Below are 19,757 nucleotides of genomic sequence, written 5' to 3'. Positions count from 1 at the left end.
AAAATTCTTAAAATGAGTAAAATTCACGCTGCTATCACAGCAGTAAATGGTTACGTTCCCGACTATGTGCTTACAAACGCAGAGTTAGAAACCATTGTTGACACTTCGGATGAATGGATTACCAGCAGAACGGGGATTAAAGAACGTAGAATTTTAAAGGGAGAAGGTTTAGGCACTTCAGATATGGCTGTTCATGCCGTAAATGGTTTACTTAAAAAGAGGGGAATTGATGCAAAGGAAATTGAACTGATTATCTTTTGCACCACTACTCCTGATTTTACTTTCCCTGCAACGGCTAACGTTTTAGCGGATAAAATTGGTGCAACCAATGCATGGGGTTACGATTTACAGGCTGCCTGTTCTGGCTTTATTTTTGGCCTTTCAACAGGTGCATCTTTCATCGAATCGGGCAGGCATAAAAAAGTACTGGTAGTTGGTGGCGATAAAATGTCGTCGATTATTAACTACGAAGACCGTACGACCTGCATTATTTTTGGAGATGGTTGCGGTTGTGCCCTGTTAGAACCAAACGAAGAAGGTTTAGGCGTTCAGGATTCGATTTTGAGAACCGATGGTTCAGGAAGAGATTTCTTAGGGATGAAAGCCGGCGGTTCTGTTAAACCGGCCACCCACGAAACTGTTGATGCTAAAGAGCATTTTGCACACCAGGAAGGCCCTACCGTATTTAAATTTGCGGTAACGAATATGGCCGATGTTGCTGCCGAAATTATGGAACGCAACAGCTTAACCGCTGAAGATGTGGCCTGGTTGGTACCTCATCAAGCCAATAAACGCATTATCGATGCCACTGCAAACCGTATGGGCGTTACTACCGATAAAGTGATGATCAATATCGAGCGTTATGGAAATACAACCAACGGGACTATTCCATTATGTTTATGGGAATGGGAAAGCAGATTGAAAAAAGGCGATAATATCATTTTAGCAGCCTTTGGCGGTGGTTTCACCTGGGGATCGGTTTACCTTAAGTGGGCATACGATACTAATTAGTTAGCAGCCTTTGACTACTCAGATAAAAAATAAAACAAAAAAAGTATAACTTAGTTAATTCAATAAACACTATTTTTTACATAACAAGCCTAAAAAATGGATATCAAACAAATACAGGAACTGATTAAATTTGTTTCTCGTTCTGGAGTAAATGAAGTTGCGATTGAGCAAGAAAACTTCAAAATCACGATCAAAACAAACCAAACACCAACAGTTGTTCATGCTACCGTGCCACAAGCTCCGCTTGTACAGGCTGCTGCCCCAGTTGCTACAGCTCCTACTGCTCCGGTTACAGCAACACCTGCCGTACCTGCTGCAGAAGACACTTCGAAATACCTAACAATTAAATCACCAATGATTGGTACCTTCTATCGTTCAGCTAGTCCGGAGAAACCAGTGTTTGTTAATGTTGGAGATGAAATTAGTGCCGGTAAAGTAGTTTGTATTATTGAAGCGATGAAACTTTTCAACGAAATTGAGAGTGAAGTTTCTGGCCGTATCGTTAAAATCCTGGTTGATAATGCATCACCGATAGAATACGATCAACCGCTATTTTTAGTAGAACCTATTTAAAAATTAACGTCGCCCTGATCTGCTGCGAAGCGAAAAGCCGGAAGCAATATATTTCAGGGGCTTCTTTTTAAATTGGATGCTGAGCTCAATTTAGCATAACGATTATTTTAAAGCAGAGACAAAACGTAAAAAATATAAATGGTTCGTGGTGGCACGAACCATGGCATTTAATTTAAAAATTTGAATATATCGGCTTGTAATTCGCAGGTAATCTGTGTAAGCACATCATCGGTGTAATCATCAATTAAAAAATTATGTTTAAAAAAATACTTATTGCCAACAGGGGTGAAATCGCTTTGCGTATTATCCGTACCTGTAAGGAAATGGGCATCAAAACCGTTGCTGTTTACTCTACCGCAGATCGCGAGAGTTTACACGTGCGTTTTGCTGATGAGGCTGTTTGTATTGGCCCTCCACCTAGTAAAGATTCTTATTTAAATATTCCAAATATTATTTCGGCAGCAGAATTAACCAATGCCGATGCCATACACCCTGGTTACGGCTTCCTGTCGGAAAATGCCAAATTTTCAAATATCTGCCGTGAGTACAATATTAAATTTATTGGTGCTACCCCTGAGCAGATCAACGATATGGGCGATAAAGCTTCTGCAAAAGCAACGATGAAAAACGCAGGTGTTCCAACTATCCCCGGATCGGAAGGTTTGCTTACCAGCGTTAAAGAAGGTATTGCAATTGCCAACGATATGGGCTACCCTGTTATCCTAAAAGCAACTGCAGGCGGTGGTGGCCGTGGTATGCGTGTGGTTTGGAAAGATGAAGATTTTGAAAATGCCTGGGACAGTGCCCGCCAGGAATCCGGTGCTGCATTTGGAAACGATGGCTTATATTTAGAAAAATATATCGAAGATCCACGCCACATCGAAATCCAGGTTATTGGCGACCAGTTTGGTAAAGCCTGTCACCTATCAGAGCGCGACTGTTCCATTCAACGCCGCCATCAAAAATTGGTAGAAGAATCGCCTTCTCCATTTATGACGGATGAACTCCGCAAAAGGATGGGCGAAGCAGCAATTAAAGGTGCTATGGCCGTAAATTATGAGGGTGCGGGTACCATCGAATTTTTGGTTGATAAACACCGCAACTTCTACTTTATGGAGATGAATACCCGTATCCAGGTAGAACACCCTGTTACCGAAGAGGTAATCAACTTCGATTTAATTAAAGAACAGATTAAAGTGGCTGCCGGTATTCCGATTTCAGGCAAAAACTATACACCGGAAATGCACGCTATTGAGTGCCGTATCAATGCCGAAGATCCGGCAAATAACTTCCGTCCATCACCAGGAAAAATCACGAATTTCCATTCACCTGGCGGTCATGGCGTTCGTGTAGATACGCACGTTTATGCCGGATATTCTATCCCTGCAAATTACGATTCGATGATTGCAAAATTAATTTGCGTGGCCCAAACCCGCGAAGAAGCCATCTGCACCATGGAACGCGCTTTAAGTGAGTTTGTAATCGAAGGTATTAAAACCACCATTCCTTTCCATTTACAACTGATGAAAGACCCTAACTTCAGGGCAGGGAATTTCACCACGAAATTTATGGAAACGTTTGAGTTTTCAGAATAATATAAACTATTTTTATATTTAACACGTAAATACCATTCTATTCAAATAGAATGGTATTTTTGTTTTCAACATGAGCGACAATAAAAAAACTTCACTTACCAAAGCAATCGGGCAAAAAAGCACCACTTTAGAGGCAGAAATGTCTTTTTTCGATCACCTGGATGTACTCCGTAAACATTTAATCAGAGCCGTAATTGCAATTGCCGTTTTTACCGGTATCGCTTTTTACTTCAATGAAGAAATCCTTGACAAAATCATTTTCGGCCCTAAAAAACCAGATTTTTGGACTTACCGAATGATGTGTAAACTGGTAGAGCACTTTCCTTCGCTCGGCAAGGATATGTGTATCACCAAAATCAACGGCGAGATTATCAATACCGAAATGGCCGGCCAGTTTAACCTCCAGCTAAATGTTTGTGTAATGTGTGGTATTGTGGTGGGGTTCCCTTACTTGTTATGGGAAATATGGCGTTTTGTTAAGCCTGCCCTGCACGATAATGAGCGCAAATCGGCCAGTGGTTTTGTATTCTTCGCCTCACTATTATTTGTTATCGGTATCTTTTTCGGCTACTTTGTAGTTTGTCCGCTATCGGTTAACTTTTTAACTGGCTATACAGTGAGTTCTGAGATTAAAAATACTTTTACCGTCGATTCTTACCTCTCATCTGTTGCCACCCTTACTTTAGGAACCGGGATTATTTTTGAGCTTCCGGTGATCATTTTTATTTTATCGAAACTCGGTTTAATGACACCGAAACTGATGCGGGCCAGCAGGCGCTATGCGGCTGTAATTATCCTGATTATTGCAGCAATTGTAACGCCTACTCCAGACATTATGACCATGTTGATTGTGGCTACACCTTTATTTTTATTGTATGAGGCCAGTATTTTTGTTTCGGCTTACATTGAAAGGAAGAAGAAAAAGGCCGAAGCAGCCTTCTATGCTAACTAACAAAAACATTACGAACAGAATTCATAATTCTCTATACATTTGACAATGTCTGATACAAAAATTAAAATTGCTATTGGAGCGGATCATGCCGGATTCGAATACAAAGAAATATTAAAAGATTTTTTACAAGATTACGAAGTGAAGGATTTTGGTCCTTATTCCGCAGATTCAGTTGATTATCCTGATTTTGCACATCCTGTTGCCAGTGCTGTTGAAAGTGGAGAATTTACCTATGGTATTTTACTTTGTGGCTCTGCTAATGGTGTGGCCATAACGGCAAACAAACATCAGGGCATCAGAGCAGGCTTATGCTGGGAAAATGAAGTAGCTGCTTTGGTACGTCAGCACAATAACGCTAACGTACTGTGTATCCCGGCACGTTTTGTTTCCAAAGATGAAGCAAAAAAAATTACCGAAACCTTTTTAACCACGGCATTTGAAGGCGGTCGCCACCAAAACCGGGTTGCAAAAATTTCGTGTTAAGCAGAAACTCAACTAACTATTATTATAATGAACAAAAAATTTTTAACCCTTGGTTTGGTTACGCTTGTTACAGCAAGCTGTTTTAGCCAGATTAAACCTCTGCCGGCCAATAAAGACGCTATCAAGTTTAGCAAAGCCATTAACCCTGATAATGCCTATAAGCACCTTTCTGTGTTGGCTTCTGATGAATATGAAGGTCGCGAAACAGGAACCAAAGGCGCCTGGATGGCTGCCGATTATATCCGCGATTATTTTAAATCCATTGGTTTAAAAGGTCCGGTTGATGGTGGATATTTCCAGAAAATTAACCTGGTAAATGTTACCTTAAAAGAAAGCCATGTAACCGTTAACGGTCAGCCGAAAGAATATCAGAAAGATTATGTTGTTTCGCCAAGCCTAATCAGCGATAACGGTTTTACCTTTTCAACAGATCAAATCGTATTTATTGGTTACGCAATCAAAAAGGACAGCTACAACGACTTTGCCGGAACCGATATCAAAGGAAAAGTGGTAATGATGTTTAACGGTGGCGATCCAACTCTTAAACCTGGTACACGGATTGACAGAAAAGCTTACCGCGACATGTTAGAAAGCCGGGCAAAATATTTTACCGAGAATAATGTTAAAGCCATTATCCTGATCGATCCGGGGGTGGATAGAATTACCGAAGACAGCAAACAATTTCAAAATAAAGGCCGTGTAATCGTCAAAACAAATGCTGCTATTGAGGCTCAAAAACAAAATGATATTCCACGTATTTCAATCTCTGTAGCCTTAGCAAACGACCTTTTAAAATCAAACAATACTACGGTAGCTGATTTACAAAAGAAAATTACCGAAAGCGTTACTCCTGCTTCGCAAATTGTGAATGTTCCTTTTTCGGCAAGTGCTGCCAAAAACGAAGTACCGGTTAGGTGCGAAAATGTTCTGGGTTATTTAGAAGGTTCTGATCCTGTTCTTAAAAAAGAAGTATTGATCTTAACTGGTCACTACGATCACATTGGTTTGGAAACCAATCCTAACGCGAAAGACAAAGTAAACAACGGTGCTGATGATGACGGATCGGGTACAACCGGTGTTTTATTGATGGCCAAAGCTTTTACCGATGCTAAAAAAGCTGGTAAAGGCCCTAAACGCAGTATCTTGTTTATGACAGTTGTTGGAGAGGAAAAAGGTCTTTGGGGTTCTGAATGGTACTCTGAGCACCCTGTTTTCCCTGTTGCCAATACCATTGCTGATTTAAATACCGACATGATCGGCCGTACAGGTGAAGAATATTTGGGCAAACCAGATTCGGCAAACTACATCTACTCTGTAGGTTCGAAAATGTTAAGCAGCGACCTGGCCAACATCAGCGAGCAGGTAAATGCAACCTACACCAAGATGAAACTGGATTACAAATACGACGATCCGAAAGACCCTGAACAGATTTACTATCGTTCAGACCACTATAACTTTGCCAAGTTAGGCATTCCGATTATTTTCTATTACGATGGAATGTTACAACAGGACTACCACAAACCGGGTGATGAAGTAAGTAAAATTAACTTCCCTTTACTGGCAAAAAGAGCTAAATTAACCTATTTTACAGCATGGGAGCTTGCCAACAGAGCTAAACGCCCTGTAGTAGACATGGACGGAAAAGGGAATCCAAAGAAATAATTTTTCAAATGCCAAGCCTCAACGAAATGTTGGGGCTTTTTTATGCACATTACTTTTGGTGCCTGCATAAATTCATATCTTTGGTTTTTAACAGAATAGCTTGAAACTAAAAGCGGTTATTCTTCGTTACCCTATATTAAAATTGCCATTAATGAAAACTGCCGAGGAATTTTTAGAGAAATCTGATGAGAAAGCTTTCGATTTACCGCACCGTAAAACCATAAATTACAACATCGGTAAATACAATGCAGCAGTTGAACGCGGTTTATCGAAATTCGAAAACCTCGAAGCCTCTAAAAAAAAGGCACACGTGATCAAATGGCGCGTAATGGAAAATCTCGACAAATTCTTACCAGAATTCGAATCGAACTTTCAGCGTCGTGGCGGTAAGGTTATTTGGGCAAATGATGCTGCAGAAGCCCAGCAGGAAATCCTCAACATTATTAAAAGAAACAATGGGAAAACCGTCATTAAATCTAAATCGATGACGACGGAGGAGATCCACCTGAACGATTTTCTGGAGCAAAATAACATTGAATCGCTTGAAAGTGATTTAGGCGAATACATTGTTCAGTTATTGGGTCAGGCACCCTACCATATTGTTACCCCTGCCATGCACTTAAGTGCTACAGATATTGCTCAGCTATTTCATGATAAATTTGGCACCCCATTAGATGCCACTCCGCCACAATTGGTCCAAAAAGCAAGGGAATTGCTCCGTGATAAATACCTAAAGGCCGATATTGGCATCAGTGGAGGCAATTTTTTAATTGCCGACACCGGAAGTATTGCCTTAACCGAAAATGAAGGCAATGCACGTTTAAGTACCACTTTCCCTAAAATTCACATTGCAATAGTAGGAATTGAAAAAGTAATTCCTTCTATAAGCGATCTAGATCTCTTTTGGCCTTTACTGGCCTCGCATGGAACCGGACAGAACCTAACCGTTTACAATACCATTTTAAGCGGGCCGCGCCAACCTAACGAAACCGATGGTCCGGAAGAAATGTATGTAATCTTGCTGGACAACGGGCGTACCAATTTACTGGCACAGAAAGAACAAAGACAGGGTTTATACTGCATCCGTTGCGGTGCCTGTTTAAATGCCTGCCCGGTATATAAAAATATTGGCGGCCATACTTATAACACCACTTACAGTGGGCCTATCGGTTCGGTAATTACACCGCATTTTAAAGGCATGGAAGAGTTTAAGCATTTGAGTTATGCTTCCAGTCTCTGCGGAAAATGCTCGGAGGTCTGCCCGGTAAAAATCGATATCCATAAAATGTTATTGCTAAACCGTAGAGATGCTGCAGCGGGCCACGAAAATGGCAAAAAGGAAGAAATTGGCTGGAGCATGTTCAACAGGATGATGCAAAAACGCAAGTGGATGGATTTCTTTGGCGGCAAGTTCAAAAACTTTATGCTCAAAACCTTCTTCAAAAAGAGTTGGGGTAAATACCGCGAAATGCCAAAAGTTGCCGATAAATCTTTTGCCAAGCAGTTCGAAGAGATGAAAAAGGAACGGGAATCTTAATCAGAAACCATTAGCCAGACAACCAAATATGCATTTCAATCGAGGAGATAAAGACGACAAATTTCTATTGGATTTATACAAAAGATTGCTTTACCCCCGGATGGTTGAAGACAAAATGCTTAAACTATTACGTCAGGGCAGAATCGGTAAATGGTTTTCTGGTATTGGTCAGGAAGCCATAGCAGTTGGCAGTACTTTGGCCATGCAAAGCAATGAATATATTTTGCCTATGCACCGTAACCTGGGGGTTTTTACGTCGCGCGATATTCCGCTCAAAAAATTAATGGCGCAGTGGCAGGGCAAAGTAACGGGCTTTACAAAAGGCCGCGACCGTTCTTTTCATTTTGGCACACAAGATTATAAAATTATTGGCATGATATCCCACCTTGGTCCGCAAATGGCTTTGGCTGATGGCATTGCACTGGCAGATCTTTTGGCTAATAAACAACATGCCACACTGGTTTACACCGGAGAAGGTGCCACAAGTGAGGGCGATTTCCACGAAGCAGTGAATGTAGCTGCCGTATGGGGTCTGCCGGTTATTTTTCTGATTGAGAATAATGGATATGGGCTTTCAACCCCAAAATCGGAGCAGTACAGGTGCAAAAATCTGGTCGACAAAGCCATTGGATATGGCATTGAAGGCCGGCAGATTGATGGTAACAACATTCTTGAAGTATATGATACCATTAATCAGCTGGCTATGGAAATCAGGAAAGACCCAAGACCTGTTTTGGTGGAGTGCATGACTTTCAGGATGCGTGGCCATGAAGAAGCTTCAGGAACTAAATATGTGCCTCAAGAACTGTTTGATGAATGGGAAAAGAAGGATCCGCTTAACAATTACGAAGCCTATTTAATTGATCAGGATATTTTAACCTCTGATGCGGTGATCGACATTAAAATTCAAATTAAAAGGGCGATTGAACTGGAAGTTGAAGAAGCTTTTAACGAAGCTGAACCAGAGGCAGATGCCAGTCGGGAGGAGGCTGATATGTATTTTCCTTATCAACAAAAGGTTATTCAGCCCAGCCAATCTTCGACAGAAAAAAGATATTTAGATGCCATTAGTGATGCACTAGATTTAGCCATGCAAATGTATCCCAACCTGGTTTTAATGGGGCAGGATATTGCCGATTATGGCGGAGCTTTTAAAATTACAGATGGCTTTACCGAGAAATACGGCAAGGCCAGGGTACGCAATACCCCTATTTGCGAATCGGCTATTGTAGGTGCAGGTTTAGGCTTATCTATCAATGGTTATAAGGCAGTGGTAGAGATGCAGTTTGCTGATTTTGTTACCGTTGGTTTTAATCAGATTGTAAACAACCTGGCTAAAACACATTACCGCTGGGGAGAGAAAGCCGATGTGGTGGTACGCATGCCTACAGGTGCTGGAACAGGCGCCGGACCATTTCATTCTCAGAGTAACGAGGCCTGGTTTACCAAAACCCCCGGTTTGAAAGTCGTTTATCCGGCTTTTCCTGACGATGCAAAAGGATTATTGCTGGCAGCTATTGAGGATCCAAATCCGGTGTTATATTTTGAACACAAATATTTATATAGAAGTTTAACGGCCCCTGTTCCGGATGGATATTATACCACAGAAATTGGCAAAGCAGCAACGCTAACAGAAGGGAGTAAATTTGCCATCATTACCTACGGACTAGGTGTACGCTGGGCTTTGGATTATGTAAATGAACATCCGGAATGCGAAGCCACAATAATTGACCTGCGCACGCTTCAGCCATGGGATAAAGAAGCCGTACAACAAGCTGTAAAACAAACCGGAAGGGTATTAATTTTACATGAGGATACCTTAACCAATGGTTTTGGAGCAGAAATATCAGCCTGGATAGGAGAACATTGTTTTCAATATTTAGATGCCCCGGTAATGCGCTGTGCAAGTTTGGATACGGCAATCCCGATGAGTAAAGTATTGGAAGATGATTTCCTGGCCAGGGCAAGATTAGCAGAAACAATAGATAAGTTATTGAAATACTAAATGGGTTAATCGTGAAATCGGTTAATCACGAGCCGTGTTACACAATTAACCAATTAAACACAAAATAAATGGGCAACTTTAAAGTCGAAGGAAATATCATCGACATCCCGAAACGAAATATCTTCTTTGGAGAAGTAGCAGTAGAAGCAGGTAAAATAAAATCCATTACCGAAATTTCCGGTCAGCGGGAAGGCGCTCACTTTATTTCTCCGGGCTTTATTGACAGCCATGTGCATATCGAAAGCAGCATGCTGATTCCGAGTGAATTCGCAAGGCTATCGGTTGTTCATGGAACAGTTTCTACAATAAGCGATCCACACGAAATTGCCAATGTTTGCGGCATGGAGGGTGTAGAGTTTATGATCGAAAATGGCAATACCGTACCATTTAAGTTTAATTTCGGTGCGCCAAGCTGTGTTCCGGCTACCGTATTCGAAACCGCCGGTGCAGAACTCAATCATGATGATGTAAAAGCACTTTTAGAACGGCCGGAGATAAAATACCTCAGCGAAATGATGAATTTTCCCGGCGTACTGTATAAAGATGAAGAAGTTTTAAAAAAGATCGCTGCTGCCCATCAGCTGGGTAAACCTGTTGATGGACATGCTCCCGGTTTAAGAGGCCATACGGTGCAGCAATATATCGATGCGGGTATTTCTACAGACCATGAATGTTTTACAGCAGAAGAAGCACTGGATAAACTACAGCGCGGCATGAAAATATTGATCCGCGACGGTAGTGCAGCTAAAAATTTTGATGCGTTGATCGGCCTGTTGAACGACTGGCCTGAAATGATGATGTTCTGCAGTGATGATAAACATCCGGATAGTTTAGTCGAAAACCATATCAATCAGCTCTGCGCAAGAGCAGTAGAAAAGGGAATCGATATTTTCAAGATCCTGCAGGCAGCCTGTATCAATCCTATTCTCCACTATAAACTCGACGTTGGAAAACTACAACTTAATGATCCGGCAGATTTTATTGTGATCGAAGATTTAAAAAATTTCAGGATTAAACAAACCTATATTGATGGGTTATTGCTAGCCGAAAATGGTAAAACCGTGGGCGATTGGGTAAAACATGTGGAGGATAAAGAATCGGTAAACCATTTCGACTGCAGCTTAAAAGAGGAAAATGATTTTGTTTATCCGTTTACGGGACAAGAAGAAATCCCCGTGATTGAAGCATTAGACGGACAGTTAATTACGAATAGATTATCTGTTCAACCAAAAGTGTTAAATCAAAATATCATCAGCGACCTGGAGAATGACATTTTAAAAATGGTGGTGGTAAATCGTTATCATGGTGCGCCTGTAGCGGTATCTTTTGTTAAGAATTTCGGTCTGAAACAGGGGGCCATTGCCTCAAGCGTTGCACATGATAGCCATAATATTATTGCAGTTGGCGCGGATGATAAAAGCATTTGTGAAGCAGTAAACCTGGTTATTCAGGAAACCGGAGGTATAGTGGCCCTTGGAAAAGGGAAAAAAGAAGTTTTAGCTTTACCGGTTGCAGGCTTAATGAGCAATCAGAACGGGTATGAGGTTGCGGAAAGCTACACCTCAATTGATAAATTTGCTAAAGATTTGGGTTCTACTTTACTTGCTCCATTTATGACACTTTCTTTCATGGCTTTGTTGGTGATCCCATGTTTAAAGTTAAGCGATAAGGGTTTATTTGATGGAGATGAATTTAAGTTAATATAATGCTTTGTCAAGATTCTTCACGGCCTCCAGCATGACTTTAGTATAGCAAGAACACTTCGGCCAAAGGATTAAACAGATATAAACGTTTATCATCCAAACACATACAACGATAACGCTTTCTAATCCTTTCCCCCTTGGTAAAGCGCCTTCCGTCTTTGATTTTAAAGGTAGTATTAATAGGGAGCTGCTCTAAATGCAATATTCCGGTTTTATTATGGTCGTACTTTTTTAAGGCTCGCGATAAATGCAGATCAGAACAGCTTGATGCCGCAGGATTGGACATGTAATTATCAATTGCCTGGTGAATATCATCCGGAAAGATATTCAGCTCAAAGAATGGGACCATCATGCGCTGAAAGTTCTTTTTCCACTCCGCCCCATGTGGTTTTACTTTATTTTTAAAATCGTTCCAGGTAAGTAAATGTGCAAATTCGTGTACAGTGGTAACTAAAAAAGCATAATGGTTGAGGTTAAAATTTACTGAAATCCGGTGGCCTTTGCCCTGGTAAGGGTGACGGTAATCGCCCAGTTTTGTGGAACGGGTTTTAGAAATCTTAAATTCACATTGAAAATAATCAATCCACTTGGCTATTAGCGGCGCTGCCTCGGCAGGCATGTATTGCGCTAAAACGTTAACTTTCTCCATTTAACCGCAAAGTTCGCAAAGATTTTCTTAGAAAACATAATTTTATGATAGGGATTTAATAAGTATTAAAATATGCTTTAAACTCAGTTTAAGAAGGATCTATATCATGTGATCGTCATCTCGACCGGAACGCAGCAGAGTAGAGAGATCTGTCTCGAGATAGATTTCTCGACTTCGTTGCACGCTGCTCGAAATGACGCTTCTTACCCCGAGTCATTATCGATTAACTATATTTTTACATTACATATCATTCATGATAATCGCATTTGGCAGAAGTGGTTTAAACTAAACAGACTTATTCCTCAGATGGGAATAAAGAGGCCAGCACCAATTTAATTTCACCAAAAGAATAATCTTTTCCCAGAAATTCCCTTATCGTGGCCATCGATTTTGTTTTCTGGCTTTCTACTGCATCGCTGATGTTTCTGATTTTGTTGGCTTTTACCAGTTTGCTTACATCGAGTTGTTGTGTTGATACATAATAAGCCAGGTGCCCTTCGATGGTGCCAACAGAAAAACCGCGTTCTTTTGCAATTTCATCTATAGTTTTGCCCTGCTCATAAAGTTCAAAGCTTACCAGTTTGGTATCAATTTTAGGCTCCTTTTTCTTCTTTGTAGCAGCCGATTTTACTTTCAGCGTTTCGCCCTTTAACTGGATAGCCTGCTGAAGTTGTTTGTTTCTTTCAACCGTGTTTAACAGCGCATCGGTATCGGCTTTGCTAAACTCCTTACCATCAATCAATGCCTGTAAGAGTGCTTTGCTTTTATGCATTTTTTTCAGCTGTTCATAAACCAGGATTTCGAGTTCGAGCAGTTCGGTAACATAGGTTTTTATCTGCCTTTCTTCCTTAACGGTTTCAATCTGCATTAAAAAGCGGTCAGAAATTTCCTTGATCAACGGATTAAAATAATTCAGCGCAGCCACTACCCTTTTCGATACATTAAACAAAGTATGTTCTGTTTGTTGGGCAAATAAATTTTTCAGCTGGTTAACAAAGGTATCGACAGTAGCTGTTATTTTCTGGAAATCGGCATAAAGCGCCTGCGTCCAATCTTCATATTTTTGCTTAGCTGATTTTTCACTTTTATCAAAAGTCTGCCGGTGTTCTTTTAAATAATAGCGTATCAGGTTCAGGTCGAAAGCAGCAAGCAGGTAACTACGGATAAAAATATAACTTTCTGTGCTGATCTGCTCGTTGAGTACCTCTGAAGGCTGCCTGGTTTTAGAAAAATAGTGTACATGCTGGTCCTGCTGCAAACCACTATCGCGAAGGTGAGAAGTTAACACCAAACCTTTTAAAGAGCGTAAACGCGATAAAGCCACATAGGCTTGTCCTGGTGCAAAAGCTTCGCCTACATCAATAATGGCCTTGTCAAAAGTTAAACCCTGACTTTTATGTACCGTAATGGCCCAGGCAAGCTTAATCGGATATTGTACAAAAGAACCGGCCACGTTTTCTTTGATCTCGTTGGTGGCTTCGTCCAGTTTATATTTTACATTTTCCCATGTATAGGGCGAAATCTGTATCACCACATTATCTTCCGGGAGTTCGATTTCGATCACATCTTTTTCGATGTGGTGCACCACCCCTATTTTACCGTTATAATAGCGTTTTTCGGCGGTCATGTCGTTTTTAATAAACATTACCTGTGCACCAACTTTTAACTCTAAACTTTTATCGTTAGGATAAGCATATTCGTTAAACTCGCCCTGTATCCTGGCTTCAAAAAAGTACGATTTGGTTTTCAGTTGCTCCAGCCGCTCGCGGTTTATACTGTCGGCCTTATTGTTGTGGGTGGTTAACGTAATATAATTTTCATCGGCAGCGGGTTTAAAATCCTGCTTAAAGTGTTGTTTTAGCAAAGCCGTGTCTTCCGGGGTGATTTTATTGTTCCGTAGGTTATTTAACAGGCCGATAAAAACTGAATCATCCTGGCGGTAAATTTTATCCAGTTCGATGTAAACCGGTGCGTTGTCCTGCAGGGCCAGGGCATCAAAAAAATAAATGCTTTTATAAAATTTGGCCATAATACGCCATTCATCATTTTTTACCACGGGCGGTAACTGGTGCAGATCGCCGATAAAAAGCAATTGTACCCCTCCGAAAGGGAGATTTCTGTTCCTGCGCACGTATCGCAAAGCAAAATCAATAGCATCGAGCATATCGGCCCTCAGCATACTCACCTCATCAATAACCAATAGTTCGAGTTCCTGTAACATGCGGCGTTTATTGCCCTGCATGTTTAAGTGTTTGACCAGAGTTCTGGGTGTATTAAAATTGAAGTTGATGTTTTCGTTCACTAAAGTGCCCGCAACATCCGGAAAAAAAGCACCGAAAGGCAGCTGGAACAGTGAATGAATGGTTACTCCTGATGCATTAATAGCTGCGATACCCGTAGGTGCTACAATCAGGGCCTTTTTATGGGTAAGCTGAATGAGTTTCCGTAAAAAAGTTGTTTTACCCGTTCCGGCTTTTCCGGTTAAGAAAACATGTTTCGAGGTATAATTAACAAATTTAGCCGCAATTTCTGCGGGCATGGAAGTTTCTTCTAAAGTGGGCATCGGCAGTAAAATTTTAGTTAGCAATACACGGAGGGATGAATAAAGCTAAACATTTTAGCACAAAAATAAAGAATGATTAAGGAGAAATTTTAATTTTAACCGGATAATTTTCGACAGGAGGCCTGATAAAGAGCAGAAACTTAACGATTGGCCAGGATAAAACGTTAATAGAATCACAACAGAACCAACCTAAACCTGACAGAAACGGCAGCCTCCGATTTTTTTCTACCGGAGCTACAGTGTATGGCAGGACTGCAATAACAATAGAACCACTGTACCTGCTTTTCAAATATTTTATATCAGATAAAACAATACAACAACCTAACAATTAATGATAAAGCTTTTTATTATCTTTGCGCCCTGATGAAACAACAATATTCAAATCTTATCGCTGTTAAATTCCTTTAACAAGGTTTCATCATCTTTTATATCCAAAATTTTATTATGCTTAACCCTGAAATAGAAAAACGTAAAACCTTTGCCATTATTAGTCACCCGGATGCGGGCAAAACCACGCTGACAGAAAAATTTCTGCTTTTTGGCGGGGCCATTAACACTGCCGGCGCGGTAAAAAGGAACAAAGCGAACCAAAGCAATACTTCCGATTTTATGGAAATCGAAAAGCAACGTGGTATCTCGGTTGCAACATCGGTAATGGGTTTCGAGTACAGTGGTAAGCGCATTAATATTCTGGATACGCCCGGTCACAAAGATTTCGCCGAGGATACCTACCGTACTTTATCGGCAGTGGATAGCGTAATCCTGGTGGTAGACTGTGTGAAAGGTGTGGAGGAACAAACCGAAAAACTAATGTCGGTTTGCCGCATGCGGAATACTCCTGTGATTATATTCATCAACAAAATGGACCGCGAAGGTAAAGAAGCCTACGATCTGTTGGATGAAATTGAAGAGAAGCTAAGCATCAGTTTATGCCCGCTTTCGTGGCCAATTGGTCAGGGGCACACCTTTAAAGGGGTATACAGCATTTACAATAAACATTTAAATTTATTTAATTCCGATAAAACCAAGGTTACCGATTCGGTTGTAGCGGCAAGCGATTTAAATGATCCTTCTTTATTGGAATACCTGAAAGAAAATGAAATCAAAACGTTAAAAGATGATGTTGAACTGGTTGATGGTATTTATGGTAAACTGGATAAAGACTTGTATACCGATGGTTTGGTTGCGCCAGTGTTTTTTGGGAGTGCCATCAATAACTTCGGGATCAAGGAACTTTTGGACACTTTTATCGAAATTGCACCGAGCCCGAAACACCGCGAGGCCGAGGAGCGCGATGTTTTAGTAGAAGAAAAAAACTTTAGTGGATTTGTATTTAAAATTCATGCCAACTTAGACCCCAAACACCGCGACCGGATTGCCTTTTTAAGGATCTGTTCCGGTAAATTTGAGCGCAATAAATTCTATTACCATACCCGTCAGGATAAAAAACTGAAATTCTCCAATCCGATGGATTTTATGGCGAACGAAAAAAGCATTGTTGAAGAAGCATGGCCGGGCGATGTGGTTGGCCTGTACGATAGCGGTAACTTTAAAATCGGCGATACCTTAACAGAAGGTGAAAAACTGCAGTTTAAAGGAATCCCAAGTTTTTCTCCGTCTATCTTTAAAGAGGTGGAAAACATGGATCCGATGCGCACGAAACAATTGGAAAAAGGTATTGAGCAGTTAACAGACGAAGGTGTAGCACAGTTATTTGTTATGCAGCCCGGAAACAGGAAAGTGATCGGTGCAGTTGGCGAGCTGCAGTTCGAGGTGATCAATTTCAGGTTAGAGCACGAATATGGTGCAAAATGCCGTTTCCGTACCTTGAGTTATACACGCTCGAGCTGGGTAACTTCAGGCGACAGGAAAAAACTTGATGAATTTGTAAAACGTAAACAACAGCACATCGGTTTCGATAAGGAAGCTAACCCGGTTTACCTGGCCGATAGCGAATACATGATCAATTTAACCAAACAGGATTATCCTGATATTGAGTTCCATAAAACAAGTGAGTTTAAAAGTTAGTTTTTAGCCCATAGTGAGTGGTTCAGGACACATCATTTATGTAAGGCCTGGAATTGTTACCCTGAGGATGTAATTTATCCTATAAAAATCAATGGGAGTGATAGCTTCTGAGAGACCGTCATTTCGAGCCGAGTGCACCGGTGAAAAACCCGTAGACTCCAGGGAAATAACGATTCTTTTCGCAGTCAGTTAATGTTAACCTGTCGAAGGGCCTGCCTTTAAAATATGTGAGGCGTTTCGACAGGCTCAACATGACAAGTTATCATTGTTGTTATTTCTTGCTCAAATCCCAGATCTTTAAACGGCTTAAGGTACAGCTTCCTTCTTTAGCAAACACCGTTATTCCTCTTGCTTTTTCGTCCGGGAAAATCATGGTTGAAATCACCTTTTCACCTCCATTGCCAAAAACTTCAAGTGATGATTTATCAATCAGGATCTGAATTTTCACTTTACCGCCTACGGGATTCATTTTAGCATTTTGAATGATATTTTTATCGTTTTTGATCCCTTTTTCTGAGCGCGAGCAATTTACATACAGTTCGTTTTTATCCGCTTGATAACCCACCTCGATTTCTTTAATCACTTTCCCTTGCCCATCTTTTAACTGGGCCAGCTTAAAGCCCGCATTTTTAGCATCACGCAGATCAAACTCTGCTTCAATCCAGTTTGTATTGGTAATTTCACCCAGTTTCAGTTCGCCGTTAATAGCCAGATTCTGTTTGGATATTAGCCGGTTTTGGGCCAGTTTTTTAAGATTGCCTGCAATAACCGAACTTGGTTGCTGAAACAACCTTATACCTGCGGGGGTGGTTTTTAATGCCAGGTCCCTCGGGATGGACATCTGCCCTTTCCATGGGAAGGTTTCTCTACCGCCCGGCTGCAACCAGCCCAAAAGAATACGTTTATCATTTGGCGCATTGTTCCATGGAATGGCCGCATAAAACGAATCGCCATCATCAACCAGCAAAGTTAACTGCGCATCGTTATCATTTTTAAAAGTTTTGCCGTCAAAATCACCTACAAAGTACTGCATGGTTGGCCCTTTCGGCCCAAAGAGCGAAATCATCAGTACCCATTTGGTATTTTTCTTATCTCCATCAACCGCCAACGGAATGATGAAAGGACATTCCCAACCACTACCCTGGTTACCTTGCTTACCAAAATCGCTGAGCATGGACCAGTCTTTCAGGTTGTTTGAACCGTAAAACCGTACCTGATGCTCATCAACCATTGCAACCGTCATGATCCATTGTTTAGAAGTCTCGTGCCACCACACATTCGGATCGCGGAAATCCTTTTTGTTCAAATCGATAATGGGGTTTTTCGCATAGTTGGTAAAAGTTAAGCCACCATCGTTGCTATAAGCCATATACTGCGATTCATTACGCTGTTTAGGTAAATCGGCCGTATAAAAAGCCAGAATGGGTGCTTTCCCATTGCCTAAACCACTTACATTTTGTTTATCCAAAACTGCCGAACCAGAGAAAATCATGGTGGTGGTATCTTTGGTAATCTTTTCGGGGATGGCAACCGGCAGGTGTTCCCAATTTACCAGGTCTTTACTTTTGGCATGCCCCCAGCTCATGTGCCCCCATTTATTTTCGACCGGATTATACTGGTAAAATAAATGGTATTCACCATTGAGATAAATTAATCCGTTAGGATCATTTAACCAATTGGTTGGTGCAGTAAAATGATAATCTGGCCGCCATTGAGGAGTAGCTTGCTGCGCAAAAGTGTTTAACGAACAAGCCATAAGGATGGATAAAATATATTTGATTCTGCTCATAATTTGGTTATTGAGCCTTTAAAATACAAATAAGAATCCAATTACTAAAACGTTTAACTAAGGCATGGAATTTTCAAGAGCCTCTTTTTCCTTTTGGAGGGTTTCATACTGCTCATAAGTTTGCTGCAAACGTTTTTTTATTTTCCAGATCAACAATTTTGGTGAACGCACCCTAACACATTCTCCAAAGCCCAAAATCTCGCGTTCCAACTCATAGTTCAGTACAACATCTATTCTAAAAATGGTTGTTTTTTCGTTTTTTGATAATATTATCTGCGAAGTATGCAAAGGTTTGGTAATGACATAAGGTGCATGATCATTGGTAAACTCCAATATAACTTTATGCGCCCTGTCTTTGTGGTTTTTGGTTACCCCGATCAAATCATCGTAATAACGGTCAAAATCTACCCCTTCATAAGCAACAAAAGTTTCATTCGGCAGTTCCTGAAATTCTACAATACGGTCTAAAGCCAGATTTAAGATACCCGGCCGTTTTTTAGCCTTACAGATTAAAAACCAACGGTTCCTGTACTCTTTTAACAGGTATGGATAATAAATCGCCTGTTGCGATTGCTGTGCTTTGAACGATTTATATTCGATCAGCAGCGACCGTTTATTTAAAACTGCCTGATATAAAGGAGGAATACATTCCAAACCCTTAACCAGTTTATTGCTTTCCAGCTGGATATTATTACCGCTCTGTTTGGTCGATTTATAAAGGTTATTTTCCAGACGGGCAATCATATCGCTCATTTCGTCGAAGTAATTAAAGGCATTAAACTGTTTCAGCACACCAACAATTTCTTTCATTTTATCTACATCCGCATTATTGATCGGTGCTTTGGTGATACTGAAATTTGGGTCTCCGTAAGCATAAAAGCGTTTATCTTTTACAATGATCGGTGCATTATAACCAAGCTTATCACTCCGCATCAACTGAATATCGGCCTGAATGGTACGTTTGCTCACTCCACTGGTTATACCTTCCAGCTCGTAAAGGGTTTCGGCAACTTTTTCGATAAGATCATCCAGTGTCCATTTTCGGAACCGGTTTCTCAAACAATCGTCGATGGTTTTGTATCGAATGAGGGCTAATTTATTGATGGCCATTTTAGCGTGATTTTAAGTTTGTGCCAAAAATCTGGTGATTTCTTGAAGCTAAAGATATGAAAGCGTTTTCAATCTACGCAATACAATTGCGCAGTTA

Annotated in this window: 14 protein-coding genes; 10 read left to right on the top strand and 4 right to left on the bottom strand. The window is 40.8% G+C overall.

What is annotated here, in order from left to right; all coding sequences use genetic code 11:
- Positions 1 to 12: 12 nt before the first annotated feature.
- From GGQ60_RS19605 to ade, 9 genes are all read left to right on the top strand, one after another.
- A complete protein-coding gene (locus GGQ60_RS19605; RefSeq protein WP_183767578.1) occupies positions 13 to 1,011 on the top strand; it encodes a beta-ketoacyl-ACP synthase III in 999 nt (332 codons plus the stop codon).
- A gap of 96 nt (positions 1,012 to 1,107) precedes the next feature.
- The gene (accB, locus tag GGQ60_RS19600; RefSeq protein WP_183767576.1) at positions 1,108 to 1,584 is read left to right on the top strand and encodes an acetyl-CoA carboxylase biotin carboxyl carrier protein; all 477 of its coding nucleotides are present in this window, start codon (positions 1,108 to 1,110) and stop codon (positions 1,582 to 1,584) included.
- A 254-nt stretch (positions 1,585 to 1,838) separates the two neighbouring features.
- Positions 1,839 to 3,179 (top strand): acetyl-CoA carboxylase biotin carboxylase subunit, encoded by a 1,341-nt coding sequence (gene accC / locus GGQ60_RS19595; RefSeq protein WP_183767574.1) that lies wholly within the window; start codon positions 1,839 to 1,841, stop codon positions 3,177 to 3,179.
- Between the two features lie 70 nt (positions 3,180 to 3,249).
- Positions 3,250 to 4,131, top strand: a complete 882-nt coding sequence (gene tatC / locus GGQ60_RS19590; protein WP_183767572.1) for a twin-arginine translocase subunit TatC — start codon at positions 3,250 to 3,252, stop codon at positions 4,129 to 4,131.
- Between the two features lie 45 nt (positions 4,132 to 4,176).
- Positions 4,177 to 4,614 carry a ribose 5-phosphate isomerase B gene (gene rpiB, locus GGQ60_RS19585; protein WP_183767570.1) on the top strand — a complete coding sequence of 146 codons (438 nt, stop codon included), beginning with the start codon at positions 4,177 to 4,179 and terminating at the stop codon, positions 4,612 to 4,614.
- A gap of 27 nt (positions 4,615 to 4,641) precedes the next feature.
- Positions 4,642 to 6,276, top strand: a complete 1,635-nt coding sequence (locus GGQ60_RS19580) for a M28 family peptidase (protein WP_183767568.1) — start codon at positions 4,642 to 4,644, stop codon at positions 6,274 to 6,276.
- 151 nt (positions 6,277 to 6,427) lie between these two features.
- Positions 6,428 to 7,813: a LutB/LldF family L-lactate oxidation iron-sulfur protein gene (locus GGQ60_RS19575; RefSeq protein ID WP_183767566.1), complete on the top strand. Its 1,386-nt coding sequence runs from the start codon at positions 6,428 to 6,430 to the stop codon at positions 7,811 to 7,813.
- A 28-nt stretch (positions 7,814 to 7,841) separates the two neighbouring features.
- Complete coding sequence (locus GGQ60_RS19570; protein ID WP_183767564.1) at positions 7,842 to 9,818, top strand: alpha-ketoacid dehydrogenase subunit alpha/beta; 1,977 nt, start codon at positions 7,842 to 7,844, stop codon at positions 9,816 to 9,818.
- Between the two features lie 68 nt (positions 9,819 to 9,886).
- Positions 9,887 to 11,524, top strand: coding sequence for an adenine deaminase (ade, locus tag GGQ60_RS19565; RefSeq protein WP_183767562.1), 1,638 nt, complete (start codon positions 9,887 to 9,889; stop codon positions 11,522 to 11,524).
- 37 nt (positions 11,525 to 11,561) lie between these two features.
- Here the strand turns inward: ade and GGQ60_RS19560 are convergent, their stop codons facing one another.
- On the bottom strand, positions 11,562 to 12,170 hold the full coding sequence (locus GGQ60_RS19560) for a SprT-like domain-containing protein (RefSeq protein ID WP_183767560.1): 609 nt from the start codon (positions 12,168 to 12,170) through the stop codon (positions 11,562 to 11,564).
- Between the two features lie 295 nt (positions 12,171 to 12,465).
- The gene (locus GGQ60_RS23125; protein WP_183767558.1) at positions 12,466 to 14,733 is read right to left on the bottom strand and encodes a helix-turn-helix domain-containing protein; all 2,268 of its coding nucleotides are present in this window, start codon (positions 14,731 to 14,733) and stop codon (positions 12,466 to 12,468) included.
- Between the two features lie 444 nt (positions 14,734 to 15,177).
- Between GGQ60_RS23125 and GGQ60_RS19550 the strand changes: the two genes are divergently transcribed.
- A complete protein-coding gene (locus GGQ60_RS19550; protein WP_183767556.1) occupies positions 15,178 to 16,761 on the top strand; it encodes a peptide chain release factor 3 in 1,584 nt (527 codons plus the stop codon).
- 271 nt (positions 16,762 to 17,032) lie between these two features.
- Here the strand turns inward: GGQ60_RS19550 and GGQ60_RS19545 are convergent, their stop codons facing one another.
- The gene (locus GGQ60_RS19545) at positions 17,033 to 18,550 is read right to left on the bottom strand and encodes a glycoside hydrolase family 32 protein (protein ID WP_183767555.1); all 1,518 of its coding nucleotides are present in this window, start codon (positions 18,548 to 18,550) and stop codon (positions 17,033 to 17,035) included.
- A 57-nt stretch (positions 18,551 to 18,607) separates the two neighbouring features.
- Positions 18,608 to 19,660 carry a helix-turn-helix transcriptional regulator gene (locus GGQ60_RS19540; protein WP_183767554.1) on the bottom strand — a complete coding sequence of 351 codons (1,053 nt, stop codon included), beginning with the start codon at positions 19,658 to 19,660 and terminating at the stop codon, positions 18,608 to 18,610.
- Positions 19,661 to 19,757 lie beyond the last annotated feature (97 nt).

Source organism: Pedobacter zeae, assembly GCF_014196715.1.
GTDB classification, from domain to species: Bacteria; Bacteroidota; Bacteroidia; order Sphingobacteriales; family Sphingobacteriaceae; genus Pedobacter; species Pedobacter zeae.
This window is presented reverse-complemented; position numbering and strand designations above follow the sequence as displayed.

Excerpts from the sequence above, each read along its gene's own strand:
- GGQ60_RS19605 (WP_183767578.1), top strand. The coding sequence starts at position 13 with ATGAGTAAAATTCACGCTGCTATCACAGCAGTAAATGGTTACGTTCCC.
- accB (WP_183767576.1), top strand. The coding sequence starts at position 1,108 with ATGGATATCAAACAAATACAGGAACTGATTAAATTTGTTTCTCGTTCT.
- accC (WP_183767574.1), top strand. The coding sequence starts at position 1,839 with ATGTTTAAAAAAATACTTATTGCCAACAGGGGTGAAATCGCTTTGCGT.
- tatC (WP_183767572.1), top strand. The coding sequence starts at position 3,250 with ATGAGCGACAATAAAAAAACTTCACTTACCAAAGCAATCGGGCAAAAA.
- rpiB (WP_183767570.1), top strand. The coding sequence starts at position 4,177 with ATGTCTGATACAAAAATTAAAATTGCTATTGGAGCGGATCATGCCGGA.
- GGQ60_RS19580 (WP_183767568.1), top strand. The coding sequence starts at position 4,642 with ATGAACAAAAAATTTTTAACCCTTGGTTTGGTTACGCTTGTTACAGCA.
- GGQ60_RS19575 (WP_183767566.1), top strand. The coding sequence starts at position 6,428 with ATGAAAACTGCCGAGGAATTTTTAGAGAAATCTGATGAGAAAGCTTTC.
- GGQ60_RS19570 (WP_183767564.1), top strand. The coding sequence starts at position 7,842 with ATGCATTTCAATCGAGGAGATAAAGACGACAAATTTCTATTGGATTTA.
- ade (WP_183767562.1), top strand. The coding sequence starts at position 9,887 with ATGGGCAACTTTAAAGTCGAAGGAAATATCATCGACATCCCGAAACGA.
- GGQ60_RS19560 (WP_183767560.1), bottom strand. The coding sequence starts at position 12,170 with ATGGAGAAAGTTAACGTTTTAGCGCAATACATGCCTGCCGAGGCAGCG.
- GGQ60_RS23125 (WP_183767558.1), bottom strand. The coding sequence starts at position 14,733 with ATGCCCACTTTAGAAGAAACTTCCATGCCCGCAGAAATTGCGGCTAAA.
- GGQ60_RS19550 (WP_183767556.1), top strand. The coding sequence starts at position 15,178 with ATGCTTAACCCTGAAATAGAAAAACGTAAAACCTTTGCCATTATTAGT.
- GGQ60_RS19545 (WP_183767555.1), bottom strand. The coding sequence starts at position 18,550 with ATGAGCAGAATCAAATATATTTTATCCATCCTTATGGCTTGTTCGTTA.
- GGQ60_RS19540 (WP_183767554.1), bottom strand. The coding sequence starts at position 19,660 with ATGGCCATCAATAAATTAGCCCTCATTCGATACAAAACCATCGACGAT.